Genomic DNA, 25,129 nt, shown 5'->3' with positions numbered 1-25,129 from the left:
AGACAGGGACCGAGCGCCATATGACGAACGACAGTGCCCTGCCCCACTCCTCGCGCCTGAGACGACTGGGCGCGGAGGTGGCCAAGTTCGGCGCGGTCGGCGGTGCGGGCGTCCTCGTCAATCTGCTGACCTTCAACATCGTGCGCCACGCGACCTCGGTGCCGGTGGTCCGGGCCAGCATCATCGCGACCATCGTCGCGATCGTCTTCAACTACATCGGGTTCCGTTACTTCACCTACCGCGACCGCGAGAAGACCGGACGGACCCGGGAACTGATCCTTTTCGCCGCGTTCAGCGTCGTGGGCCTGGTCATCGAGAACGGGGTGCTCTACCTGGGCACCTACGGCTTCGGGCTCGACACCCCGCTCCAGTCGAACGTCATGAAGTTCGTCGGGATCGGCGTCGCGACCCTGTTCCGGTTCTGGTCGTACCGCTCGTGGGTGTTCCGTACGCTGCCCGCCCCGGACCCGGTGGCGCAGGCCGAGTCCGTCCTGACCGTCGCCGAGCCGCACCGGGGGCTCGTGCACGGTTCGCTGACCCCTTCGCCGGTCGTCGCACGCGGCGGCGCCCCCGAGGGCCGCACCCCCGGCCGCCCCGGCGCGGGCCCCGGCCACGGCAGGAACGGCCGCCACCGCGCGGCCCGGCACGCGCGCGTCGACTGAGACGACTGAGCCGGCCGAGACGGCACGGCGGGCCGGACGGCGACGGCCCCGGCCGTCTACCGCACCGTCCCCGCCCCGCCCCCCTCGTTCCCCTCGTCCTCGCTCGTGGCCCGGCGCGGCTGGGTGCGGGCGAGGAACAGGGCGAAGACGGGCGGGCTGGACTGGATGAGTTCGAGGCGCCCGCCGTCCGCCTCGGCGAGGTCGCGGGCCACCGCGAGGCCGATTCCGGTGGAGTTGCGGCCGGAGATGGCGCGCTCGAAGATGCGGGCGCCGAGGTCGGCGGGGACTCCGGCCCCCTCGTCGGTGACCTCGATGACGGCCTGGTTGCCGATGACGCGGGTGCGCAGCGCGACGGTGCCGCCCCCGTGCATCAGGGAGTTCTCGATGAGCGCGGCCAGCACCTGGGCGACCGCGCCGGGGGTGCCCACGGCGCGCAGCCGCTGCCGGCCCGAGCGCACGATCGCGCGGCCCTCGTTGCGGTAGGCGGGCAGCCACTCCTCGACCTGCTGTTTGACGACCTCGTCGAGGTCGAAGGAGACGGCGGAGCCGGTGCGCGGGTCGCGGGAGTTGGTGAGCAGCCGCTCGACGACGTCGGTGAGGCGCTCGACCTGGGTGAGGGCGATCGTCGCCTCGTCCTTCACGGTGTCGAGGTCGTCGGTGAGGGTGATCTCCTCCAGCCGCATCGACAGCGCGGTGAGCGGGGTGCGCAGTTGGTGGGAGGCGTCGGCGGCGAGCCTGCGTTCGGCGGTGAGCATGCGGGCGATGCGTTCGGCGGAGGCGTCGAGGACGTCGGCGACCCGGTCGAGTTCCTGCACCCCGTACCGCTTGTGGCGCGGGCGCGGGTCTCCTGAGCCGAGGCGTACGGCGGTCTCGGCGAGGTCGGTGAGGGGGGCGGCGAGGCGGTTGGCCTGGCGGACGGCGAGCAGGACGGCGGCGACGATGGCGAGCAGCGCGACCAGCGCGATGATCAGCAGGGTCCGGCCGACCTCGCGGGTGACCTCGGAGCGCGGTTCCTGGACGGTGACGGACTCCCCGGCCTCGCCGTGCTCGGTCGCCTCGATCACCTCGCCCCGGGGTTTGTCGCCGATGGCGAGGGGCTCGCGGTTCCTGAGCCGTACGACGGCGTAGCGCTCGGGGTCGACCTGGTCGCGCAGGATCTCCGCGCTGATCCGTTCCTCTCCTATGAGCCGGCTGTCCACGATGGAGACGAGGCGGACCGCCTCGGACTCGACCCGTTCCTGGGCGGTGCTCGTGATGGTCTGGGTCTCCACGATGACGAGGGAGACGCCGAAGACGGCGATCACGACGAGCACCACGGCGAGGGTGGACTGGATCAGTCGTCGGCGCATGGACCCATTGTGCGGGGGCGCGGCGCCGGCCCCGGCCGATGCCCCGGCCCCGGCGGGGCGGTCCACCGGGGCCGCGGGCGCGGCGCCGGTGCCGGAGGCCGCCGTGGCTCAGCTCTTCTCGAAGCGGAAGCCGACGCCGCGCACGGTGGCGATGTAGCGCGGGTTCGCGGCGTCGTCGCCGAGTTTCTTGCGCAGCCAGGAGATGTGCATGTCGAGGGTCTTGGTGGAGGACCACCAGGTGGTGTCCCACACCTCGCGCATGAGCTGGTCGCGGGTCACCACGCGGCCCGCGTCACGCACCAGGACCCGCAGCAGGTCGAACTCCTTGGCGGTGAGCTGCAACTCCTCGTCGCCCATCCAGGCGCGGTGCGACTCGACGTCGATGCGCACGCCGTGCGTGGCGGGCGGCTGCGCGGGCTCGGAGGCGCCGCGCCGCAGCAGGGCCCGGACCCGGGCGAGCAGTTCGGCGAGGCGGAAGGGCTTGGTGACGTAGTCGTCGGCGCCCGCGTCCAGGCCGACGACGGTGTCCACCTCGTCGGCGCGGGCGGTGAGGATGAGGATGGGTACCGCGAGGCCCTCGGCGCGCAGCCGGCGGGCGACCTCCAGTCCGTCCATCCCGGGCAGCCCGAGGTCGAGGACGACGAGGTCGATGGTGCCCTGCACGCCCGCGTCGAGTGCGGTGGGGCCGTCCTCGCGCACCTCCACCTCGTAGCCCTCGCGGCGCAGGGCGCGGGCCAGGGGCTCCGAGATGGACGCGTCATCCTCAGCGAGCAGTACACGGGTCATGGACTGATGGTAGACCGCGCGTCAGCCCCCTCGCGGGCTGACGCCGCAGGCCGTGGGGCCGCTCGGGGGCCCCTGTGGATCTTCTGTGTGCCGCCGGGACGGGGCTGGGCCGGACCCACTGGAAAGCACGGAGAAAAGGGCGTGCGGCCTTGGAAAGAAGGCAGAGTTCCCTTGCTCACCTGTGATCGATGTCTCAAACGCTTCCTTGTCGCCCGGTTTCATGCCGTAGGGTGATTCGAGTCTGACGCACTTTTCCCGGACCTTTCGTGTGCTCTGCCCGCGAACAGGTCCTTTTGTGTCCGTGCCCGCCGGGAGGTCCGGGGGCCGGCACGTCCGGGCCGTCTCCTCATGGGCGGCCCTCTGTCAACGACCTGTGGCCGGGCCCCGCGCGCGAGGAAGCGCACAGGGCGTGGTTCCCGGGGCGCCGGTACTTCCTCGCCACCCTCCCCAACGGGGTGGACCGCGTCGGACGTGGGAAGTCTCCCGGTGTGCCGGTGCCGGCTGCCCCCCACCGCAAGGAACGACCATGGCGCCCAGCCTGACGAAGGACGCCGCCGGTACCGCCGGCGGCCAGAAGACCTTCTTCGGCCATCCCCGCGGACTGGCCACCCTCTTCATGACCGAGATGTGGGAGCGCTTCAGCTTCTACGGCATGAGGGCCCTGCTCCCGCTGTACCTCGTCGCCCCCGGCGGCCTGCACATGAACGCGGGCACGGCCACGGCGATCTACTCCATCTACCTGGCGATGGTGTACCTCCTCGCCCTGCCGGGCGGCTGGATAGCCGACCGGTTCTGGGGCCCGCGGAAGACGACCGCCGTGGCCTCGGGCGTGATCATGCTCGGCCACCTCACGCTGGCCCTGCCCGGCGAAGGCACCTTCTTCGGGGGCCTGGTCCTGGTCGCGATCGGTTCCGGCCTGCTGAAGTCCACGATCTCGACGATGGTCGGTCACCTCTACCAGGGGCCGGACGACCCGCGTCGTGACGGCGGCTTCACGGTGTTCTACATGGGCATCAACGTGGGCTCCTTCGCCGCACCGCTGATCATCGGCACCGTCGGCGAGAACGTGAACTGGCACCTGGGCTTCGGGATCGCCGCGCTCGGCATGGCGCTGGGCCTCGTCCAGTTCCTGCTGGGCAGCCGGCACCTGGACCCGGTCAGCAGCGTCGTACCGAAGCCGATCTCCGCCGAGGAGAAGCGGTCGGTCCTGCGCAAGGGCCTGACCTGGCTGATCGTGGCCGCCGTGGTCTACGGCGTGCTCGTGGCCACCGGCGTCTACACGCTGAACTGGGCGCTGGTCCCGATCACCGTGGCCGGTCTGGTCATCCCCGTGTGGGTGCTCGCCCGGATCAAGCGCGACAAGGACCTCTCGCAGGCCGAGCAGTCGAAGATGTCGGCGTACATCTGGTTCTTCGTGGCCGCCGCCCTGTTCTGGATGATCTACGACCAGGGCGGTTCCACGATGTCCCTGTTCGGGGACGAGAGGACCACCAACAGCCTGCTGGGCTTCCACTTCCCGACCTCCTGGTACCAGTCGGTCAACCCGGTCCTCGTCATGGCGCTGGCCCCGGTCACCGCCTGGATCTGGCTCGCGCTGAACCGGCGCGGCAAGGAGCCGAGCACGGTCACGAAGTTCGCCTCCGGCCTCTTCCTGATCGGCGTCTCCTTCTTCGTCTTCATGATCCCGCTCATGCAGACGACGGACGGCGGCCGGGTCAGCCCGATGTGGATGGTCGCCATCTACTTCGTGCAGACCGTCGGTGAGCTGTGCCTGTCCCCGGTGGGCCTGTCGGTGACGACGAAGATGTCCCCGGAGAAGTACAGCTCGCAGATGATGGGCGTGTGGTTCCTCGCCGTGACGGCGGGCGACTGCGTGACGAGCCTGATGTCGCTGGCCGGGGCCGACCTCAACAAGACGGGCATCGTGGCCGCCGAGGCGGCGCTCGCGGCGCTCGCCGGTCTCGCGGTCTTCATGTACCGCAGGCAGGTCAAGGCGCAGATGGGCGAGGTGCACTGAGCACCCTCGCCGACCGCGTCCGACGCGGTGCGCGACAACGCCGAAGGGGCGGGTCCCGGAACTCCGGGGCCCGCCCCTTCGGCGTCGGCGTACGGGCGGGGCCGGGCCCTCGCGGGCCCCTGCTCCTCCGCATCGGTCAGTCGGCCGGTTCCTCGACCGTGCGGGAGTTGGTGAGGCTCAGCGCGCCGCCCGCCGCGATGAGTCCGACGACGACCGCGAGCAGGGCGTAGGTGACCCGCTCGCCGTGGAAGAAGGACGCGACGAGGCCGCCGCTCCAGGTGCCCGCCGGGAGCTGGGTGGTGACCAGAGCGGCGATCAGGGTGCCGACCAGAGCGGTACCGACGCTGGAACCGACCTCCTGCGCGGTGTCGTTGAGGGCCGCGCCGATCGAGGTGCGGTTGCTGGGCATCGCGTCGACGAGGGCGACCGCGCAGATCGTCATCACGGTGCGCAGCCCCACGGTCATGAGCACCATGCAGGTGGCGATGGCGGCGTAGCCGTGGTCGACGCCCCACGAGAGACCCGCGAGCGAACCGGCCAGGCAGGCCGCGCCGACCAGGCAGGCGACGCGGTGGCCGAACCGGCGCCCGAGCCACTCGGACAGGGGGGTCGCGACGAGCATCGTCACGATGATCGGCAGGTTGGCGAGGCCGGCCCGCACCGGGCTCCATCCGTAGGCGTACTGGAAGTGGAGGATCAGCCCGAACATCACGCCGGCCATCGCGATGGAGGTCCCGGTCTGCGCGATGGCGGCGCCCCGGACCGTGCCGTTGGAGAAGAGCTTCAGGTCCAGCATGGGTGCCGCGCTGCGCCGCTCGTGCCACACGAAGGCGAGCGCGGCCGCGACGGCGCCGACGACGGACGCGAGGGTGGCCGCGGAGGCCCAGCCGTGGTCGACACCGCTGGTCAGCGAGTAGCAGGCGAGGCCGATGGCGCTCACGCTCAGGACGGAGCCCGGCAGGTCGAGCCGGTCCTTGGTCAGGTCCTCGGGCCGGTCGGCCGGGACGCCGAGCCGGACGCCTATGCACGCGATCACCGCGATCGGCGCGTTGACGACGAGCAGCCACTCCCACCGCACATGGGCCAGCGCGGTGCCGCCGAGCAGCGGCCCGAGGACGAAGCCGGACATGCCGACGACGATCATCACCGTCATGGCCCGCATCCGCAGGGCCTTGTCCTCGAACAGGCGGAAGACCAGCGAGTTGGTGATCGGGGCCATCGCCGCGGCGGCGACCCCGAGCGCGGCCCGCAGGGCGATGAGCTGGCCCGCCGTGGTGACGAGGACGACGCACAGGCTCAGCGCGCCGAACACGGCGAGCCCGACCAGCAGCACGCGACGGCGGCCGAGCCGGTCGGCCATCGAGCCCGCGGTGAGCAACAGGCCGCCGAAGGTCAGCGAGTAGGCCCCGGTGACCCACTGGAGCGCGGTCGTCCCGCTGCCGAGGTCGCGGCCGATCGTGGGCAGCGCGATCGACAGCAGCGTGTTGTCGACCATCTCGACGAAGAAGGCCAGGCACAGCGCCGCCAGCGGAATCCACGCCGCGCTCAGGGACGTGTAGGTGCGTGACGGGGTGGTGTGCGGCGTGGCGGTAGTAGTCATGAAAGCCCTCCAGTCGAACGCGGTTCGACTATCGAACAACGTACGATGAGTTAAGATAGAACAACGTTCGATACTGCGCAAGACGCACAGGGATGTGAGCCATGGCACGCGTGCAGAAACGTCCGGGCGAGGGGCGCCGACGCGCTTCGCACTCGATGGAGTCGGTGCTCACCGAGGCGGTGGCCCTGCTCGACGAGGCCGGTGCTCCGGCGCTGACGTTCCGGGCGCTCGCGCAGCGCCTCGGCGGCGGCGTCGCCAGCATCTACTGGTACGTCTCAAGCAAGGAGGAACTGCTCGACCGCGCCACCGACCACGTGATCGGCGAGGTGCTGGCCGACGTCGAGGCGCTGCCGGACAGCGCCGACCCGATCGACGACCTGCGCGCGATGGCCCTGACGCTCTTCGACGCGATCGTCGACCGGCCGTGGCTGGGCGCCTACTTCATGCGCAACACCAACGTCCAGGGCAACTCCCTGCGCCTGTACGACCGGCTCGGCCGGCAGACCCTCCGTCTCGAACTCAGCGCGCGCCAGCGGTTCCACGCCGTGTCCGCGATCATCGGGGTCGTCGTCGGCTCCGCCGTCGACATGGGCCAGGAGCCGCCCCAGGAGATCCTCGACGGCGCCACGGACCGCGACGAGTTCCTCGGCCGCTTCGTCAAGGCCTGGCGGGAGCTGGACGCGGAGGAGTTCCCCTTCGTGCACGAGATCGTCGACGAGTTCGAAGGCCACGACGACGTCGAGCAGTTCCGCTCCGCGCTGGAGCTGACCCTGACGGGCCTGCGCCTGGAGGCCGGGGCCTGAACGGGGCGGCCCTCGCGAGGACGGCGGCGGGCGGGCCGTCCGCGCGGCCGTCAGGGGCCACAGGGCAACGCCGAAGGGCACCACGGAACGAGTCCGTGGTGCCCTTCGGCGTCAGGGCGTGCGCTCGGCCACTCGGTCACCCGGCGTCACGGACGCCCGGGCCCGGTCGCCTCAGACGGGTGCGGCGACCTCGGCCCACACGCGCTTCCCGGCCTCTCCGGGGACGCGCAGGACGCCCCAGTCGGTGGAGAGCCGCTGCACGATGAACATGCCGTGGCCGCCGGGGCGCCCGGCCCGGTGCGGGGTGCGGGGGGCGGGTTCGCCGCTGCCGAGGTCGGAGACCTCGATGCGCAGGGTCTTGCCGTCGGTGGAGACGAGGATCTCCTCGGGCCCCTCCGCGTGCAGGCAGGCGTTGGTGACCAGCTCGGAGACGACGAGCAGGACGTCCTCGGCGGCCGCTTTGCGGTCGGCGCCCGTCGCCGGGGTCCAGCCCCACGCGCGCAACGCCTCGCGGGCGAAGTCGCGGGCCAACGGCACGACTCCGCTGGCGCCCACGAGGGTGAGCCTGCGGGTCTGCCGCCCGACGGCGGCGGCCGGCCCGGCCCCGTCGTCAACGCCGGAACCGCCCTGTTCCGGGCGGTCGTCCGGCAGTTGCGGCCGGGTGGTGCTCATCAGCGCTTCACCTCACCGATTCGCCAGTTCTGAGTGCACACACTTCGACAATTCGTGTTGTCGGGCCCGCGTGGGGTGCGGGCCCGGGTTCTGCCAGGGGCCTGGGTACTGCTTGGTCCGGTCCGCGGGACCCTCCGCCCGTGGGACGGGTGCGGTCCGTGGGGGCCGGGGTATCGGGGCCTCGGGGGTCTCCTGCCCGGCTGCTCGCCCGGGACACCTGCGGATCAGCCGCCGCGCGACCGGGCGCGCCGGGCCTGCCGCAGAGCGTGACCGTGCGTGTCCGCCGGGCGCGGGGCGGGCCCCGGGGCCGGGTTCAGCCGGTGAGCGCGTCCTCGACGGTGGCGTGCACCGTGAAGACGGCGTCCGCGCCGGTGATCTCGAACACCCTCGCCACCACGGGCTGCATGCCCGCAAGATGGATGCCGCCGCCCGCCGCCTCCGCCTTGAGGCGGGCGCCGAGCAGGACGTTGAGCCCGGTGGAGTCGCAGAACTCCAGACCGGAGCAGTCGATGGCGATCTTGGCCTTGCCCTCGTCGAGGGCGGCCTCCAGTGGCTCGCGCAGCAGCTCGGCCGTGTGGTGATCCAGCTCACCGGCCGGCGTCACGACGGCCCAGGGCCCTTCGGTGCGCACCTCGACGCGAAGCCGTCCCCGGTTCGCGCTGCCGACCGTCCCGCGGTCCATGCCGTATGTCTCCCGACCGTTGTCACGGCGGCCGGCGCACTGCCGCGCCCGCCGCTTCTCCACCTTCTCGCCGCCGCCCGTACGGGCGGCGGCGGCTCTGACTCGCGTGCTCACCGAGCGCTGACCCGGTGTCGACTCAGGGCCGACTCAGTGCTGACTCAGTGCTGACTCAGCGCTCATCCCAGCTGACTAACCGCTGTTGAGCGCACACCGCCGCCCTCGAACACTACGCCTTCGTTACCTGTCTCGGTACCCGAACATCACCCCGAAAAGGGACATTTGGCAACAATTGGCACTTGCGGCTGGTCAGTGCGAACCGGTAGGGCTAGAAGCACAGCATTCGACACGGCCGGCTTTGGAGGCGCCGCACACCGCAGTGCACGTATTGGCATCGGCAGCCATATGCCGAGAACGATGGAGGACATCATGTCACCCCAGCTCGACGCATCGCAGGCGAAACCGGCGACGTCGACCATCCCCACGCAACGCACGGAGAGCGCGGACACGGGGCCCCTCGCCCCCGCCGCCGGACCCCTCGCGGAGCTGCCCGGACTGGCAGACCTGCCGACGATCCCGCCGTTCGACCGGGTGGGGCCGCTGGACGCACGGGCCCTTTCCAAGACCCTTTTCGAGCGGCTGGAGCTGCTGGAGGAGGGCACGCACGCCCATTCCTACGTACGCAACACCCTGGTCGAGCTGAACCTGGCCCTGGTCAAGTTCGCCGCCTCCCGGTTCCGCTCCCGCAGTGAGCCGATGGAGGACATCGTCCAGGTCGGCACGATCGGGCTCATCAAGGCGATCGACCGGTTCGAGCTGACGCGCGGTGTGGAGTTCCCCACCTTCGCGATGCCGACGATCATCGGTGAGATCAAGCGTTTCTTCCGTGACACCTCGTGGTCCGTGCGGGTTCCGCGCCGGCTCCAGGAGCTGCGGCTCGACCTCGCGAAGGCGGGTGACGAGCTGGCGCAGCGCCTCGACCGGGCGCCGACGCCGAGCGAGCTGGCCGAGAAGCTCGGCATCGCCCGCGAGGAGGTCGTGGAGGGCATGGCGGCGAGCAACGCGTACACCGCCAGCTCGCTGGACGCGCAGCCCGAGGACGACGACTCGGAGGGCGCCCTCGCCGACCGGATCGGTTACGAGGACCACGGCCTGGAGGGGATCGAGTACATCGAGTCCCTGAAGCCGATGATCGCCCGGCTGCCGCAGCGCGACCGGCAGATCCTCAGCCTGCGGTTCGTGGCCAACATGACGCAGTCGGAGATCGGCGAGGAACTGGGCATCTCGCAGATGCACGTGTCCCGCCTGCTGTCGCGCACGCTGGTGAAGCTGCGCAGGGGCCTGACGCTCGACGAGTAGCCCACGCCCCGCTCTTTTTCCGTGCACTGCTGCTGTGCGTGAAGGGCCCGCCCCGAATGGTCTCGGGACGGGCCCTTCCGTGTACCCGGTACCCGCACGTGCCATGGGCATGTCCCGCGCGGCCGGAATTCTTCCCGGCCCTTCCCGTCGCCCCCTTTTTTGTTGACGCCGTCGCCGTCTCAGACCTCGCGGACTCCGGCGCGCCACACCTCGGTCACCAGCGGCACCCCGGGCCGGTAGGCGAAGTGGACGTGGCTGGGCGCGTCGAGGACGGCGAGGTCGGCGCGGGCCCCCGGGGAGAGCCGTCCGACGTCGGTGCGGCGCAGGGCGCGGGCACCGCCGGCCGTCGCGGACCACAGCGCCTCGTCGGGCGTCATCCCCATGTCCCGTACGGCGAGGGCGATGCAGAAGGGCATCGAGGACGTGTACGAGGAGCCGGGGTTGCAGTCGGTGGACAGCGCGACGCTCGCCCCGGCGTCCAGCAGCCGCCGGGCGTCGGGCCACGGGGCGCGGGTGGAGAACTCGGCGCCGGGCAGCAGGGTCGCGACGGTCGTGCCCTGGGCGAGGGCGTCGACGTCGGCCTCGGTGAGGTGGGTGCAGTGGTCGGCGCTCGCGGCGCCGAGTTCCACGGCGAGCTGGACCCCGGGCCCGTAGGTGAGCTGGTTGGCGTGCACGCGCGGGGTGAGGCCCTTCGCCGCTCCGGCGGTGAGGATCGCGCGGGCCTGGTCGCCGTCGAAGGCGCCCTGTTCGCAGAACACGTCGATCCAGCGGGCGTACGGGGCGCAGGCGTCGAGCATGGGCCCGGTGACGAGGCCGACGTAGCCGGCCGGGTCCTCGGCGTACTCGGGGGCCGGGATGTGCGCGCCGAGGTAGGTGACCTCGTCGGTGTGGCGGGCGGCGAGGCGCAGCGCGCGGGACTCGTCCGCGACGGTGAGGCCGTAGCCGGACTTGGTCTCCTGGGTCGTGGTGCCCTGGCGCAGCCCTTCGCGCAGGTGGCGCCGCAGGTTGGCCTCCAGCTCGGCGTCGGTGGCGGCGCGGGTCGCGGCGACGGTCGTCCGGATGCCGCCGGCCTGGTAACTCTCGCCGGACATGCGGGCGTTGAACTCGGCGGTGCGGTCCCCGGCGAAGACGAGGTGGGAGTGGGAGTCCACGAACCCGGGGACGACGGCGCGGCCTTCGAGCGCGTGGACGGTGTCGGCGGCGGGCGCGGCGGCGGCCGGTCCGGCCCAGGCGACGTGCCCGTCCTCGACGAGCAGCGCGGCGTTCGTGAGCAGCCCGAGCCGGCTGCCGTCGCCGTACTCCGGGTCGTTGGTGACGAGGCTGCCGATGCCGGTGAGGAGGGTCGTGCGGCTCATACGGGGTGGTCCTCCTGGGCGTACAGCGCGGTGATCGCTTCGGTGAGGGCGCGGGCGGGGTCCTCGACGCGGGTGTGGCGGCCGTCGCGGACGAGGTGGCGGCCGCCGACCACGGTGTGCCGGACGTCGGCCCCGGTCGCGGCGAACACGGCGGTCTCGGCGCCGAGCCGGGGCGGGGCCCCGGCGGTGCGGACGGTGTCGAGGGCGATGGTGGTGAGGTCGGCGAGGGCGCCGGGGCTGAGGCGGCCCGCGTCGTCCCGGCCGAGGGCGGCGTGCCCGTCGGCGGAGGCGGCGGTCAGGAGGGCGGCGGCCGGCCAGTGGCCCCGGGTGCGGGTGCGCAGGCGTTCGTCGAGTTCGAGGGCGCGGGCCTCTTCGAACAGGTCGATGACGGCGTGGCTGTCGCTGCCCAGCGACAGGGGGCTGCCCGCGTCCTGGAGGCGGGCGGCGGGCCCGATGCCGTCGGCGAGGTCGCGTTCGGTGGTGGGGCACATGCAGGTGCCGGTGGTGCTGTCGCCGAGGAGGCGGACGTCCTCGTCGGTGAGGTGGGTGTTGTGGACGCCGGTGGTGCGGGCGCCGAGGACGCCGTGGTCGGCGAGGAGCCGGGTCGGGGTGCGTCCGTGCGCGGCGAGGCACGCCTCGTTCTCGGCGGTCTGCTCGGAGAGGTGGACGTGCAGGGGCGCGGAGCGCTCCCGGGCCCAGTCGGCGACGGTGGCGAGCTGTGCGGCGGGCACGGCGCGCACGGAGTGGATCGCGGCGCCGATCCGCGTGTGCGTGTCCTCGGCGCCGAGGAGGGCGTCGGCGCGGGCGGCCCAGCGGTCGGCGTCGCCGTCGCTGAAGCGGAGCTGGTGGGCCTCGGGCGGGGCGCCGAAACCGGCGGACAGGTAGACGGTGTCGAGCAGGGTGATGCGGATTCCGGCGTCCGCCGCGGCGGCGATCAGCGCCTCGCCCATGGCGTTGGGGTGGGCGTAGGGCGTGCCGTCGGCCTGGTGGTGCACGTAGTGGAACTCGCCGACGGCGGTGATCCCGGCGAGCGCCATTTCGGCGTAGACGGCGCGGGCCAGGGCGTAGTAGCTGTCGGGAGTGAGCCGGGCGGCGACCTCGTACATCGTGTCGCGCCAGGTCCAGAAGGTGCCGCTGCCGCGCTGCACGCGGGAGCGCAGCGCGCGGTGGAAGGCGTGCGAGTGGGCGTTGGCGAGCCCGGGGAGGGTGAGTCCGCGCAGGGCGGTCGCGCCGGGCGGCGGCGTGGGGACGCCGGTGTGCACGGCGGTGATGCGGCCCCCGGCGGTGTGCAGGGCCACGCCCGGCTCGGTGTGGGTGCCGAGCCAGGCGTGTTCGAGCCAGTAGACGGTCTCGGGGGCGCCGCCGCGCGCGCCGGGGGGTGGGTTCAGCGGCACGCCAGTTCCTCCAGTACGTCGGCGAGGGCCGTGACCCCGGCCAGGCAGTCGGCCTCGTCCGCGTGTTCGGCGGGCGCGTGGGAGACGCCGGTGGGGTTGCGGACGAACAGCATGGCGGTGGGGACGGCGGCGGAGAGGATTCCGGCGTCGTGTCCCGCCCCGGTCGGCAGGACGGGCACGGCGCGCCCGTCGTTCTCCCGGCCGAGGACCTTGCCGAGTTCGGTGCGCAGGGCGTGCCCGAACTCGACCACGGGCGTGAAGGACTCGCGGACGACGTCGACGTCGACGCCCTCGCGCGCGGCGGCCTCGCGGGCGGCCTCCTCGATCGCGGTGACGACCGTGTCGAGGGTGGGCTGGTCGGCGGCGCGCGAGTCGAGCCAGCCGCGTACGAGGGAGGGGATGGCGTTGACGCCGCCGGGGACGACGGCGATCTTCCCGAAGGTCGCGACGGCCTGGGCGAGGGCGGCCTCGCGGCGGGCGGCGAGCACGGTCTCGGCGTACGGCAGCATCGGGTCGTGCCGGTCGGCGAGCCGGGTGGTGCCCGCGTGGTTGGCCTCGCCCCGGAAGTCGAAGCGCCAGCGGCCGTGCGGCCAGATGGCGCTGGCGATGCCGACGGGGTCGCCGGTGAGGTCGAGCGCCCGCCCCTGTTCGACGTGGAGTTCGACGTACGCGGAGATCCGGGCGAGCCGTTCGGGGTCGGCGCCGATCGTCTCCGGGTCGTGTCCGGCGGCCTCCATGGCCTGCGGGAGGCTGATGCCCTCGGCGTCGCGCAGCGCGTACGCCGCTTCCTTGGTGAGCGCCCCGGCGCTGAGCCGGGAGCCGACGCACGCGAGGCCGAAGCGGGCGCCCTCCTCGTCGGCGAAGTTGGTGACGGCGAGGGGCCTTACGGGCCGGGCGCCGCGTTCCTTCAGCTCGTCGAGTGCGGCGAAGGCGCTGACGACGCCGAGTGGTCCGTCGAAGGCGCCGCCGTCGGGCACGGAGTCGAGGTGGGAGCCGGTGACGACGGCCCCGTCCCCGAGCGGATCGCCGAGCCAGGCCCACTGGTTGCCGTTGCGGTCCTCCTCGTAGGCCAGTTCGCGGTCGGCGGCCTGCTGCCGGAACCAGTCGCGCGTCTCGGTGTCGGCGGGCGTCCAGGCGAAGCGGCGGTAGCCGCCGGAGCGGGCGTCGCGGCCGAGCGGGAGCAGGTCCCGCCACATGCCGGTGAAGCCGGTGGCGGGGCTCATGCGTCGGTGCTCCCGGTCTGTGCGGTGCTTCCGGCCTCCCGGGGGCTCCCGGCTTCTGCGGTGCTTCCGGTCTCGTCGGCGCCCTCGCGCATGGGGATGCGCACGCCCTTGGCCTCGGCGACGGCCTCGGCCTCCTCGTATCCGGCGTCGACGTGCCGGATGACGCCCATGCCGGGGTCGTTGGTGAGGACGCGGCGGATCTTCTCGCCGGCCAGCGGGGTGCCGTCGGCGACCGTGACCTGTCCGGCGTGCAGGGAGCGGCCCATGCCGACGCCGCCGCCGTGGTGGACGGAGACCCAGGAGGCGCCGGAGGCGACGTTGACCATGGCGTTGAGCAGCGGCCAGTCCGCGATGGCGTCGGAGCCGTCGCGCATGGCCTCGGTCTCGCGGTACGGGGAGGCGACGGAGCCGGTGTCGAGGTGGTCGCGGCCGATGACGACGGGCGCCTGGAGTTCCCCGGAGGCGACCATGTCGTTGAAGCGCACGCCCGCCACGTCGCGTTCGCCCTGGCCGAGCCAGCAGATGCGGGCGGGCAGCCCCTGGAAGTGGACGCGTTCCTGCGCCATCCTGATCCAGCGGTGCAGGGACTCGTTCTGGGGGAAGAGGTCGAGGATCGCCTTGTCGGTCTTGTGGATGTCGCTCGCCTCGCCGGACAGCGCGGCCCAGCGGAAGGGGCCCTTGCCCTCGCAGAACAGCGGCCGGATGTAGGCGGGGACGAAGCCGGGGAAGGCGAAGGCGCGCTCGTACCCGGCGAGTTGGGCCTCGCCGCGGATCGAGTTGCCGTAGTCGAAGACCTCGGCGCCCGCGTCCTGGAAGCCGACCATGGCCTCGACGTGGCGGGCCATGGACTCGCGGGAGCGGGTGGTGAACTCGGCGGGCTTCTCCTTCGCGTACGCCGCCATGTCGGCGAAGTCGACGCCGACGGGCAGGTAGGCGAGCGGGTCGTGCGCGGAGGTCTGGTCGGTCACGATGTCGACGGGCGCGCCCTCGGCGAGCATGCGGGGCAGCAGTTCGGCGGCGTTGCCGAGCAGCCCGATGGACAGCGGCTTGCGGCGGTCCCGGGCCTCGGTGGCCAGTTCCAGGGCGTGCGCGAGGTTGTCGGCCCGGACGTCGAGGTAGCGGTGCTCGATACGGCGGTCGATGGCGCGCGGGTCGCAGTCGACACAGATCGCGACGCCGTCGTTCATGGTGACGGCGAGCGGCTGCGCGCCGCCCATGCCGCCGAGCCCGGCGGTGAGTGTGATGGTCCCGGCGAGCGTGCCGCCGAACTTCTTCGCGGCGACGGCGGAGAAGGTCTCGTACGTCCCCTGGAGGATCCCCTGCGTCCCGATGTAGATCCAGGAACCGGCGGTCATCTGCCCGTACATGGTCAGGCCCATGGCCTCCAGGCGCCGGAACTCCTCCCAGTTCGCCCAGTCGCCGACGAGGTTGGAGTTGGCGATGAGCACGCGGGGCGCCCACTCGTGGGTCTGCATGACGCCGACGGGCCGCCCGGACTGGACGAGCATGGTCTCGTCCTGCTTGAGGGTGCGCAGCGTGCGGATCATCGCGTCGAAGGAGTTCCAGTCCCGCGCGGCCTTCCCGGTACCGCCGTAGACCACCAGCTCGTCCGGGTGCTCGGCGACCTCCGGGTCCAGGTTGTTCTGGAGCATCCGCAGCGCGGCTTCCTGCTGCCAGCCGAGGGCGCTGAGCCGCGTGCCACGGGGGGCGCGGACGGGGCGGGGTCCTGCCATGGGATGCCTCCTGGATAGGCCGGGGGACGGCGGCCCGCGCCCGCCCGGCCCACCGGACCGGCCCCGGGTCCCGGACCGCACTCATAAATCAATTCACATACTCGCCGCCTGAATAGGCTTAGTCAATGGGGAGCGCCGGGGGCCCAGCACTCTCCCGCTCACCACCTCTGCTCGCCCGGTGGGGCCGGTCCCGTTACCCACTGCCGCCGTTCTCGACACGCACCCGCGGACAGCCCCTAGTCGGCCAGCGCTTCCCACGCTGCGGCGATCCGGTCCGGAGCGAGGTGAGAGGTGTCGGTGCGACCGGCGTGCCCCATGGCGTCGCGCCGGTCGTGGTGGGTGAGGAGGTCGACAGCGGCGTCCGCGAAGGCTCGCTGGGTTTCAGGGCGGTCGATGTCGCCGTCGACGAGGATGCCGGTGCGGCCGTGGTGGACGCGTTCGGTGAGGGCGTCGACGGGGCTGGTGACGACAGGAGTGCCTGCGGCGGTGGATTCGGCTGCGGAGAGGCAGAACATCTCGGGGAAGCGGCAAGGGTAGAGGGTGAGGGCTGACTGCTGCTGGATCGCGATCAGTTGGGAGCGGGGGAGGGCACCGAGGAGACGCACGCCGTCGGGGAGGTCCTGATCGCCGAGGAGTTGGTGCCAGCGGTCGTCGGATTCGGAGTTGGTGAAGCCCCAGAGCTGCCAGCCGCTCGTGACCCAGAGTTCGGCGCCGGGAACGGCGGCACGGATTCGGGGCCAGAGGGCGAGGGTCGCGTCAAGGCCGCGGTTGGGCATGCTGGCGAACAGGCAGATGGGGCTGCGGCCTTCGATGGGCTCGGTGTAGCGGCCCGTCTCGACCGGAAGTGGTATGAGCTGGGTGGGAATGGCGACTGTGGCGGCGTCGAGTCGCTGTCGCATGGCCTGTGAGGCGAGGACGACCCGGCCGCCGCGGTCGCGGAAGGTCTCGGCGAAGGCGGCGGGGCCGCGTGCGCGGTCGTCGAGCATCCAGAAGAGGTGGTGTTCGACCGTGGAGTCAATGGGCCAGAGGGCTTCGTCGAAGCGAACCGCCACCGCGATGTCGGGTTCCGGCGCGGAGTCGAGTTCCCAGGTCATGCGCCAGGTAACGCCGTCGTACGTCCCGGGTCGATGACAGCAGTTGAAGACCTCGACGTCGTGGCCCCGGGCGGCGAGGGCTCGGGTGAGGAGTACCAGGGAGGCTTCGCAGCCGCCGAGGCCGGGGTTCTCGTAGTCGGGCGGGTGGAAGCTGGTGCGCTTGGGGTAGTGGAACTGCCATCGCATGGTGGGCTCCCTGGTCCGGGATGGGCCCCGGCGGGCGGGGTCAGTTGCGCCAGGTGGCTTCGCGGACCCTGGTCGGGTCGAGACCGAGCCGGTAGGCGGCGTGGACGGCGGCGGCGGACTGGAGCAGGCCGTCGATGCCCCAGTCGAGCAGGGCCGGGGCCTTGTTGAGCGGGGCGACCAGGCGGCCGTAGGTACGGCCGGTGTCGGGGTCGGGCTCGCGCGGGAGGAAGCCGGTGATGCCGGCGGCGAGGCGCAGCTGCGCGTACGGCGGCCGGCCCTCCTCGGTGACTTCCTGGTAGCCGAGGTAGACCGGTTCGCCGATGGTGATCTGACTCTCCTCGCGGCATTCGCGCACGAGGACGGCGGAGGCGTCCTCACCGCTCTCCGGCTTGCCTCCGGGCAGTCCGTAGCGCCCGGCGTCCTCGCGCAGCAGCACACGGCCGGTGTCGTCGAAGCAGAAACCGTAGACCTGACGGACCATGAGGCCGTCCGGGAGGGGCTCGCTGATCCAGCGGAAGGAGACCACTGCTTCTCTCCTGGTGGTAGGTCACGTGAGGGGACGGGCTTGCCCGGGAGAACCGCTGGGGTGTGAACTCCTGCGCATGCCCGTGGTGTTCTGCAAGCCTGACGCACTCCGAGGACCGCACAGTACGGTCGGCGGACGGCGTGCTGCCGGATTCTTCGCCGCTCTGGCAGCCCAGTGTGCCGGTAGTGGGCCGATGAGCCTGGTGGAGCCGTGGCGTACTGGTGCGGAGCGGGCCGCCACCCAAATTGCTGAACGGTCGCGGACCGAAGAGGGGTTCAGGGGCGCACTCGTGGGTCCAGAGGCAACCGCGGAACGGCTCCGGCAGGCGGCGCGGCTGCCGTGGGGCGGGCCGGAGCCCACCCGGGATGTACTGCGCAGAGCCGTACGGCAGCTGGGGTTCGAGGTGGAGGCCGAGCGGCAGCTGGTGCTCGGGGAGCGAGGAGTGGAAGCGGTGTATGCGGGAGCGACCGCTACGGTGCAGTTCGACCGGATCCGCGCCGAACTCGTGGAGTACCTCGCTTCCGATCCCGTAGAGGTGTGGCTGCTGTCCGGCAGACAGGCCGCGTGCGCCCTGCAGTGGTGGAAGACGTACGTCCGCCACATGCTGCTTGACCGCCAACCGGGTGAATACCTGCTGAGGAACCTGGTGCACGTGTGTGACGGCCCGGATGCCGGCTATCTGGCGGGCCTGGTACGAGGCTGATCTCACCGTCCGGCCTCCCAGCACGCGGCGGCGTGCAGGGCGATGCGCCGGGCGAGTTGGGCGGGGTCGGCGGTACTGCTGTCCAGATGGAGGACGTGCGGGACACGGGCGGAGATGACGCGGTCGAGAGCACGGTGCCAGGCCGCGAAGGCTTCGGGATCGGGGCCGAAGAACCGTCGCTCCTCCACCTTGGCGGTGCGGCCGGCGAGGACATCGGCGCGGTGCCGGGCCAGGCGGACGTCGAAGTCCGTGGCCAGCAGGGTGGCCCCGGCGTACCGGACGTGTACCGCGCGGGTGGCGTCGTAGCCGCCGGACATCCACCGGTCGTGCTCCGTTTCGGCGCGGGCCCAGGCCCGGAAGTGGGTGCTCACCTTGAGCGCAGGGTTCGGGCGGGGGCGGTGGAGGAGACGATCGAGGACCGGTTCCGCCACGTACAGGCCACGGCGTAACAGGTCGGTCGGGCTGCCCCGGCGGACGGCACCGGTGATGTTCGCGAGTCGCGCGTCGAGACGGCCGAGCCCGCCCCCGAGGAGGGGGCCGATCACGATGTCGGCTTTCAGCCCGTGGTCCCGGAGGTGCTCCTTGACCAGCTCGGTGATGGTCTTCTTACCGGAGCAGTCGAGCCCTTCCACCGCGTACGGTCGCATCAAGATCTCCCTTCAGCTCCATCCGCACCGGGGCGCCCCTGGCCACGGAGGCATCGATGAGGGCTTCGGCGGCCGCGTGCGTGTCGGTGGAGCAGGCCGCCAGCTCGATGAGGTGGAGGGGGTAGCGGCTGGTACCGCCGTCGGGCAGGTCTGCGTAGTGCCAGGAGTCCTCGTCGTCCGCGCAAGCCGGGATACGGCCCGTGTCCGAAGCGGGGAGCAAGGTGCTCAGGGTGTCGAAGTTGCCGTAGGTGTTGCCGAAGTGCCTGACGGTGGTGCCGCCGAGGTGGAGGGACGTCTCTGCGAGCGCGGTCAGCCGTGAGCCGGGGATCAGTCGGCCGGTGTCGAGGAGGTCGATCAGCTCCTCCCCGCCGATCAGGACGGGACGGCCCGAGACTGATGCGCTCTCGAAGGTGGGCAGCGGTGAGATGTCGAGGCGCCGGCTCCGAGCGTGCAGGCGGATACGCACGGGGACGCCTTGGGTACTGGTGGCGACCGCGAGCAGAGGCCACATGTGCCTTCCTTCCCGCTCCGCCCACCGCGCGAGTACGGGGAGCAGACCGCCGGGGAGCTGGGCAAGGGCCTCGGCGAGGGTATGCCGTACCGGAGACCGGGTCAGGCTGATGAGAGTCAGTGCGGGCAGGGACGGGACCAGTTCCCGGTGCAACACGTCGGCGGCCTGCCACAGGGCCTCGCCGATGGTCAGCCTGCCCTGCGCGCACCGAAGGCGGAAGCCGTCCCGTAGACGGGCCAGTGCGCCGCGTTCCGGCGCGGACGGTTCGGCGTGCAGCAGCGCCGCGTCGTAGACGGCGTCGACGAGCCGTACGGCAGTGGGATCGGAGGCTGGGAGCCACCATGGGGCGAACACGCTCTGCCCCGGGAGTTCGACGACATGCAACCGGCCGCCCCAGATGCGTGGAAGGCGGATGGTGGTGCCGCCCCGGTGGCGCGGGAACTCATTGAGCAGGCCGTCCGCGTGGCCGAGGACCGCGAGATGACGATGGTGGTGGACCGGCATGCGGGCGGAAGGGTTCACGGTGGGGTGCCAGGCGTCCGTGACATCGAGGGCCATCAGGGCATCCGCACCTGGGTCGCCTCCTGCCAGGGCAGGGCGGCGCGTTCGTGCAATCGGCGGGCGTACCGGCGGAGGTTGGCGGCCAGCTCAGCGTCCCGACGGGCGGTGCTGCCCGAGCGGGGCGGGTGTTCGCGGTGGAAGACCCCGGTGGACAGGACCGGTACGACGTACGAGCCGCGAGCGATGGTTTTGGCGGCAAAGCAGACGTCTTCAGGGCCCCAACCGGTGAAGTCGGGCGGGAAGCCCACGGAGCGGGCGGTCGCCGCCGGCAGGACGAGGTTGTTGCCCTTGACCATGAAGGGCAGGTCCACCGGACCGAGAAGCCTGCCGTGGCCGAAGTCCCGGAAGGCGCGTGTCTGCGCCAGCGGGTGGACGGTGACGGGCTCAGGGACAGGGACCAGGCCGAGGCGCCCGGGCGGATAGTGGGCACTCGTACGGGAGTCCCGGCTGCCGTCCGGAGCCCGGCTGGGCACCGGCGCGTGGGCGGGAACGTGTTCCCGCAGCGAGACGGTGACCAGGTTCGGGGCGAGCAGGTGGCGGACGATGTGCTCGGTCAGGTAATCGGGCGCGAGGTGGGTGTCCGCGTCGCAGAAGACGATCAGGCCGTATCGGCTGTGCTTCATGCCGTAATTGCGGGCGCCTCCGCAGTGGAGTTGTGTCTCCGAGCGGGCCAGGCGGATCTGTGGGGGCAGACCAGGCGGCAGGCTCAGAGGCGGATCGCTGGCGTCGTCGACGACGACTGCTTCCCACGGAGTACCAGGGCGGAGTCGGGATACGGCTTCCGCGAGTGCGTGCATGACCCCGGGAAGTACCTCGTGTCCTCCACGGGCGGGGATGACGACGCTGACGCCGGCCGGCCAGGGCATCGGGCCCGCGCGCGAGGTGTCCATGCGGTCGAGGCCGATGGCGCGGATGGCGAGGTCGAGGGCCCAGTAGTCGTTGCTCCGGGCTGCGAGGGCTTCGCTCGTCCGAGGGCCCTGGGCGCCGCCGGGCTTGATGTCCGGCCAGCCGAGCCACCCGGTCACTGCCCACGGGCGAGAGACCTCGGCCTCGGCCAGAATCGCCAGGCCGCGTTGGCGGCCGCGCTCCGCCAGGACCAGGCGCACGGGCCCGGCGGCCCGTTCGGCTCCGGCGAGCGCGGCGAGCGCTTGCCGCGCGGGCAGCTGTCGCCAGGTACTGCCGTGGCCGATCCAGCCCGGTCGTCCGGGTGCGGCAAGACGCACCGTCGCGTGCCCGAGCGGGACTTCGGCCAGCACTTCCAGCGGCACATGGCCGCACCGGGCCCACGGCGCGGCAGCTTCGCCGGGGCCGGCCACTTCCTGGGCGGGCAGCCCCTGCCCCGAGGTCCGCGCGGTCACGACGCGTACTCCGTGCCGAAAGGATCCGTCGTTCCGACGAGTTCCGTTGTCTCGGGCAGTCCTGGCAGGTCATGGCCCATACGGTCCCGTTTGGTCCGCAGGTACTCCAGGCTGTGGATGTTGGCCGCCACCAGCAGCGGCAGCCGCTCGGCCACCTCCACACCGAGCGTGGTGAGGGCCTCGGCCTTGTCCGGGTTGTTGGACAGCAGCCGTACCGACCGCACTCCGAGGTCCGCCAGGACGCGAGCAGCGATCCGGTAGTCCCGCGCGTCCGCCGGCAACCCCATCGAGGCGTTGGCGTCGACCGTGTCGAACCCGGCGTCCTGAAGCGCGTACGCCCTCAGCTTCGCCAGTAGTCCGATCCCCCGGCCCTCGTGGCCCCGCAGATAGAGGATCACCCCGGAACCCTCGGCGGCCACCGCGGCCAAGGCTGCGTCCAGTTGTGGCCCGCAGTCGCACCGCAGCGAGCCCAGCGCCTCGCCGGTCAGGCACTCCGAGTGCACCCGCACCAGGACCCGTGCCTCGCCCCGGACCCGGCCGAGGGTGAGCGCCAGATGTTCCCCGCCCTCCAGTACATTGCGGTAGCCCCAGGCAGTGAAGACGCCGTGGACGGTGGGGATGCGCGCCTGGGCGGCGCAGCCGAGGGCGTCCGCGATGTCGGTCGCCGGGGCTCCCGGCTCGTACCGCCCCGTGGCCGGGTCCTGCTCCCGTCTGGCCTGCTCCCGTACGGCCATGAGAATCAGCCCCATCGTGTTCTGGCCGTGTCCCGCGCACACGCCCCAGAACTCGTCACCCCAGTCATTGCCTTCGACCAGTTCGGCGGTTCCGGTGGCCAGGAGCCGCTCACGCAAAGCGGGATCCTGGAACTTCTGCCCCACCAGCGAACGCATCACAGTCACCTTCGCCTCCTCCCAGTCCGGGCGGTCGGCATGCCGGCGTCCCAGGCGTTTGGCCTCGTCCGGGTCGGGATCGCCGGCGATCCGGGCGCGTACGGTTCCGTCGAGGGACTTGGCGGCCTGGTAGGCGTGCTCGACGGTGGGGTACGGCACCCCGTCGAGCCGGACCGGTGCGGCCGAGTAGTTCGACAGGAACTCCCACGGGCCGGTGAACCGGTCGATGGCGCGGCGCACAACGGGCTTACTCGGTACCGGAGTCATGGCATGCTCCTCGGAGGCTGACGGCGGGGGAAGATCGGACACGGCCCAGCGGTGCTTTCCCGACGCGGGCGGTTCGGCACCGTGGCGGTCGGCGAACTCGGGGGTGAGCGGCAGCCCACGTCCGAACTCGGGGTCCGGTTCACCTGCCACGAGCTCGACCGCGCCCCACTGCGTCCCACCGAGCCGTATGCCCCAGGCGCGGATAGCGGTCATGACGTGGTGCCGAGCCTGCTGGGTGGCCACCGCCGCACCGGCGACGGGAACGTGAGCCGGTGGTGTGCTCCGTCCAGGAGCCCGGGGCCTTATCTCGCGTGTCGTGCACGGGGACCTCTCATCCACGCCGTAGGCCGTCGCGTTGTACTGCGGTGAGGACAGCCGTCGGCCGACCAGGATCGGCCCGGTTGGCCGAGACGCATGCGCATCTCGTGGGCACGGGACCAGACTGGCCGAGGAGCGAGCGCCTCCGGAATGTCCTCCCACCGCCTCAGGACCGAACTCGCACCGAACTCGGGCACTCTGTCGGACGCTAGTTCCGCAACGGCCGGCCGGGGCTGCCATGCTGGAGAGATGGCAGAGCTGAACGGAAAAGCGGTCGAGGTCGAGGCGCTCCAGAGCCTGGCCCTGACCAACTACGGGCACTTCACCTCGATGCGCGTCGAGGACGGTCGGGTACGCGGACTCCCGCTTCATATGGAGCGGCTCCAGCGCGACTGCGAGACGTTGTTCGGGGCCGAGCTGGATCCCGAACGCGTCCGCGACCTGGCCCGCAGAGCAGCGCCCGCCAAGGGAGCGGCCGTCGTGCGAGTGACGGTCTTCGACCCGAATCTGGACATGGGACATCCCGGCTCGGCCGACGAGCCTCACGTGCTGGTCACGTCGCGGCCGGCCGCCGATCTGCCGCTGCCCCCGCTCCGGGCTCAGTCGAGGACGTACACCCGGGACCTGCCCAGCGTGAAGAGCGTCGGGCTGTTCTCCAGCCTCCGTCACCGCCGTACCGCACAGCTCAACGGCTTCGACGACGCGCTCTTCGTCGACGGACAGGGAACCATCTCCGAGGGGGGAACCTGGAACATCGGGTTCTTCGACGGTGACCAGGTGATCTGGCCGGAGTCCGACTGCCTTCCCGGCGTGACGATGCGCCTCCTCCAGCAGTCCCACGAACATGACACATGTGCCGTGCGCCTCGCCGATCTCCCGCACGTGCAGGCGGCTTTCGCGACCAACGCGGCCGTGGGTGTCCGGGCCGTCAGTGGAGTGGACAGCATCGTTCTGCCCGAGGCCCACGCGGTGATCGACACCCTGCGCAAGGAGTACCTGGAGGTGCCGGGCGAGCTGCTGTGAACACCCTGCGGCGCGGCCCTCCTGGAGCTACGCTGGCCCGTCACCGATTCTCAGATACGGGGAGTTGCAGGGTGGCCACGGTTGAGCAGTGGACCGGCCTGGAGGTCCGGGCCTTACGTGACGCGTCACGGATGAGTACGACGGAGTTCGCCGCACGTCTGGGCGTCAGCGACCGCATGGTCTCCAAGTGGGAACAACGCAGGGACACCATCAGACTGCGCCCCGTGAACCAGGCGGCTCTCGACACCTTCCTCGCTGGATGCGCCCCGGACGTCCACACGCGGTTCGCCAGTCTTTCCCGTTCTCTGGACACCGTGCTGCCGGCCCAGACAGATTCGGAACACGGGGCACAGCTCACGCAGCAGTACACGCGGCATCCGCACGACGGCAAGAGGATGACCCTCGTGGAGGCCGGGACCTTCCTGTCGGGCGAGGAGAACCGGCCGATCTGGTTGCCGGTCTACTCCATCGATGTCTACCCGGTAACGAACAGCGACTACGCCCGCTTCGTCACCGCCACCGGTCATCGAGCGCCCCGGCACTGGCCTCGCGGCAAGTGTCCGGAGAGCATCCTCGACCACCCGGTCGTCTTCGTCACGTGGCACGACGCCACCGCCTACGCGTCCTGGTCGGGGAAGAAGCTTCCAACGGCCCAGCAGTGGGAGAAGGCCGCGCGCGGCCCGCGCGGCAGTATCTATCCATGGGGCGATCAGTCGACGCCCGCCAAGTGCAACTCCCGTGAGAGTGGGGTCGGTTCGACGACTCCGGTCAGCAGATATCACAGCGGCGTCTCGCCCTACGGGGTGTACGACCTGTGCGGAAACACCTGGGAATGGTGCTCGACCCGGACCGAGCCAGGGCGCTATGCGCTCAAGGCCGGCGCCTGGACGAGCCCTTTCGCAAGAGCGACGCCCTCCGCCTTCAACGACGCCTCGGCATCGATGCTCGACGACGACACCGGATTCCGCTGCTGCGTCCCCGAGTCCGGCGTCCCCGTCGGGAGCGAGCGTCGACAAACATGAAGTCCCGGGTGGTGCGGGCGACCGACGCCTGACTGCCTCCGGCGCGTGGCACGCCCGACCGCTCCCGGGGACTCAGCCGTTTCCGCTCGCCGTCCCCTTCAGTACGGCGGTCAGCCGCACCGCGCAGACCCTCGGGTTCTCGTTGGCGGAGATCGCCCGGACCGGCGAGGAGTTGCGCGGGGTGCCGGACGCCGCGGAGGCGCTGTCCGCGCTGTTCGCGGAGAAGATCAGGCTGGTCGACGCGCGCATGTCCGAACTCGCCTCCCTGCGCGCCGAACTCACCGAACGCGTCGGCACCGGGTGCCCGCACAGCTCAACGACGGCTTCGAAGCCGGCCCTCAGGGCGGTTGGCGCTCGCCGGGGCTCAGCACCCGATGCCCGCCACATGGCT

Annotated in this window: 22 protein-coding genes and 1 pseudogene; 8 read left to right on the top strand and 15 right to left on the bottom strand. The window is 71.7% G+C overall.

Translation table 11 applies throughout. The features are described 5' to 3' along the window. Positions 1-20 precede the first annotated feature (20 nt). Positions 21-662 (top strand): GtrA family protein, encoded by a 642-nt coding sequence (locus tag AB0J21_RS06475; protein ID WP_363144670.1) that lies wholly within the window; start codon positions 21-23, stop codon positions 660-662. 56 nt (positions 663-718) lie between these two features. Here the strand turns inward: AB0J21_RS06475 and AB0J21_RS06470 are convergent, their stop codons facing one another. Both AB0J21_RS06470 and AB0J21_RS06465 read right to left on the bottom strand, forming a co-directional pair. Further along, positions 719-2,011: an ATP-binding protein gene (locus AB0J21_RS06470; protein WP_363144669.1), complete on the bottom strand. Its 1,293-nt coding sequence runs from the start codon at positions 2,009-2,011 to the stop codon at positions 719-721. Between the two features lie 108 nt (positions 2,012-2,119). Next, positions 2,120-2,797: a response regulator transcription factor gene (locus tag AB0J21_RS06465; protein ID WP_363144668.1), complete on the bottom strand. Its 678-nt coding sequence runs from the start codon at positions 2,795-2,797 to the stop codon at positions 2,120-2,122. A gap of 526 nt (positions 2,798-3,323) precedes the next feature. Between AB0J21_RS06465 and AB0J21_RS06460 the strand changes: the two genes are divergently transcribed. Further along, positions 3,324-4,814 carry an oligopeptide:H+ symporter gene (locus tag AB0J21_RS06460; RefSeq protein ID WP_363144667.1) on the top strand — a complete coding sequence of 497 codons (1,491 nt, stop codon included), beginning with the start codon at positions 3,324-3,326 and terminating at the stop codon, positions 4,812-4,814. A 136-nt stretch (positions 4,815-4,950) separates the two neighbouring features. On the opposite strand, the gene AB0J21_RS06455 is transcribed toward AB0J21_RS06460, so the two are convergent. Next, on the bottom strand, positions 4,951-6,414 hold the full coding sequence (locus AB0J21_RS06455) for an MFS transporter (protein ID WP_363144666.1): 1,464 nt from the start codon (positions 6,412-6,414) through the stop codon (positions 4,951-4,953). Between the two features lie 155 nt (positions 6,415-6,569). On the opposite strand from AB0J21_RS06455, the gene AB0J21_RS06450 reads away from it, so the two are divergent. Then, entirely contained in the window at positions 6,570-7,217 is a 648-nt protein-coding gene (locus AB0J21_RS06450; RefSeq protein WP_363144719.1) for a helix-turn-helix domain-containing protein, read from the top strand. Positions 7,218-7,388: 171 nt separating this feature from the next. On the opposite strand, the gene AB0J21_RS06445 is transcribed toward AB0J21_RS06450, so the two are convergent. Both AB0J21_RS06445 and AB0J21_RS06440 read right to left on the bottom strand, forming a co-directional pair. Continuing rightward, a complete protein-coding gene (locus AB0J21_RS06445; protein WP_363144665.1) occupies positions 7,389-7,889 on the bottom strand; it encodes an ATP-binding protein in 501 nt (166 codons plus the stop codon). A gap of 313 nt (positions 7,890-8,202) precedes the next feature. Continuing rightward, positions 8,203-8,571 (bottom strand): STAS domain-containing protein, encoded by a 369-nt coding sequence (locus AB0J21_RS06440; RefSeq protein ID WP_363144664.1) that lies wholly within the window; start codon positions 8,569-8,571, stop codon positions 8,203-8,205. Positions 8,572-8,985: 414 nt separating this feature from the next. Here AB0J21_RS06440 and AB0J21_RS06435 point away from each other — a divergent pair, with 414 nt between their 5' ends. Beyond that, entirely contained in the window at positions 8,986-9,927 is a 942-nt protein-coding gene (locus AB0J21_RS06435; RefSeq protein WP_363144663.1) for an RNA polymerase sigma factor SigF, read from the top strand. A 179-nt stretch (positions 9,928-10,106) separates the two neighbouring features. On the opposite strand, the gene hutI is transcribed toward AB0J21_RS06435, so the two are convergent. From hutI to AB0J21_RS06405, 6 genes are all read right to left on the bottom strand, one after another. Next, positions 10,107-11,282: an imidazolonepropionase gene (gene hutI, locus AB0J21_RS06430; protein WP_363144662.1), complete on the bottom strand. Its 1,176-nt coding sequence runs from the start codon at positions 11,280-11,282 to the stop codon at positions 10,107-10,109. Then, positions 11,279-12,676: a formimidoylglutamate deiminase gene (locus AB0J21_RS06425; protein ID WP_363144661.1), complete on the bottom strand. Its 1,398-nt coding sequence runs from the start codon at positions 12,674-12,676 to the stop codon at positions 11,279-11,281. Before AB0J21_RS06425 ends, hutI begins: the two co-directional genes overlap by 4 nt. Then, positions 12,667-13,872, bottom strand: coding sequence for an allantoate amidohydrolase (locus AB0J21_RS06420; protein ID WP_363144718.1), 1,206 nt, complete (start codon positions 13,870-13,872; stop codon positions 12,667-12,669). Before AB0J21_RS06420 ends, AB0J21_RS06425 begins: the two co-directional genes overlap by 10 nt. A gap of 23 nt (positions 13,873-13,895) precedes the next feature. After that, positions 13,896-15,632 (bottom strand): urocanate hydratase, encoded by a 1,737-nt coding sequence (gene hutU / locus AB0J21_RS06415; RefSeq protein ID WP_363144660.1) that lies wholly within the window; start codon positions 15,630-15,632, stop codon positions 13,896-13,898. Positions 15,633-15,868: 236 nt separating this feature from the next. Next, positions 15,869-16,912: a glycosyltransferase family 4 protein gene (locus AB0J21_RS06410; RefSeq protein WP_363144659.1), complete on the bottom strand. Its 1,044-nt coding sequence runs from the start codon at positions 16,910-16,912 to the stop codon at positions 15,869-15,871. 40 nt (positions 16,913-16,952) lie between these two features. Beyond that, the gene (locus AB0J21_RS06405; protein WP_363144658.1) at positions 16,953-17,438 is read right to left on the bottom strand and encodes an NUDIX hydrolase; all 486 of its coding nucleotides are present in this window, start codon (positions 17,436-17,438) and stop codon (positions 16,953-16,955) included. Positions 17,439-17,727: 289 nt separating this feature from the next. Here AB0J21_RS06405 and AB0J21_RS06400 point away from each other — a divergent pair, with 289 nt between their 5' ends. Next, positions 17,728-18,141: a hypothetical protein gene (locus AB0J21_RS06400; RefSeq protein ID WP_363144657.1), complete on the top strand. Its 414-nt coding sequence runs from the start codon at positions 17,728-17,730 to the stop codon at positions 18,139-18,141. A gap of 2 nt (positions 18,142-18,143) precedes the next feature. Here the strand turns inward: AB0J21_RS06400 and AB0J21_RS06395 are convergent, their stop codons facing one another. From AB0J21_RS06395 to ribA, 4 genes are read right to left on the bottom strand one after another with little or no spacing between them, the layout of a single operon-like run. Next, a complete protein-coding gene (locus AB0J21_RS06395; protein WP_363144656.1) occupies positions 18,144-18,788 on the bottom strand; it encodes a hypothetical protein in 645 nt (214 codons plus the stop codon). After that, positions 18,748-19,857, bottom strand: a complete 1,110-nt coding sequence (locus AB0J21_RS06390) for a hypothetical protein (RefSeq protein WP_363144655.1) — start codon at positions 19,855-19,857, stop codon at positions 18,748-18,750. Before AB0J21_RS06390 ends, AB0J21_RS06395 begins: the two co-directional genes overlap by 41 nt. Beyond that, complete coding sequence (locus AB0J21_RS06385; RefSeq protein WP_363144654.1) at positions 19,857-21,218, bottom strand: glycosyltransferase family A protein; 1,362 nt, start codon at positions 21,216-21,218, stop codon at positions 19,857-19,859. The genes AB0J21_RS06390 and AB0J21_RS06385 overlap by 1 nt, the downstream gene beginning before the upstream one ends. Next, on the bottom strand, positions 21,215-22,588 hold the full coding sequence (gene ribA / locus AB0J21_RS06380; RefSeq protein ID WP_363144653.1) for a GTP cyclohydrolase II: 1,374 nt from the start codon (positions 22,586-22,588) through the stop codon (positions 21,215-21,217). The genes AB0J21_RS06385 and ribA overlap by 4 nt, the downstream gene beginning before the upstream one ends. A gap of 354 nt (positions 22,589-22,942) precedes the next feature. On the opposite strand from ribA, the gene AB0J21_RS06375 reads away from it, so the two are divergent. From AB0J21_RS06375 to AB0J21_RS06365, 3 genes and pseudogenes are all read left to right on the top strand, one after another. Further along, on the top strand, positions 22,943-23,716 hold the full coding sequence (locus AB0J21_RS06375) for an aminotransferase class IV family protein (RefSeq protein WP_363144652.1): 774 nt from the start codon (positions 22,943-22,945) through the stop codon (positions 23,714-23,716). A gap of 131 nt (positions 23,717-23,847) precedes the next feature. Continuing rightward, entirely contained in the window at positions 23,848-24,738 is an 891-nt protein-coding gene (locus AB0J21_RS06370; RefSeq protein WP_363144651.1) for an SUMF1/EgtB/PvdO family nonheme iron enzyme, read from the top strand. Positions 24,739-24,820: 82 nt separating this feature from the next. Then, positions 24,821-25,045, top strand: a pseudogene (locus AB0J21_RS06365) (MerR family DNA-binding protein); the annotation flags it as partial. Positions 25,046-25,129: the final 84 nt, after the last annotated feature.

The sequence above is a fragment of the Streptomyces sp. NPDC049954 genome, from assembly GCF_040656295.1.
In the GTDB taxonomy this organism is placed as follows: domain Bacteria; phylum Actinomycetota; class Actinomycetes; order Streptomycetales; family Streptomycetaceae; genus Streptomyces.
The sequence above is the reverse complement of the archived record's forward strand: the minus strand, read 5'-3'. Positions and strand labels throughout refer to the sequence as shown.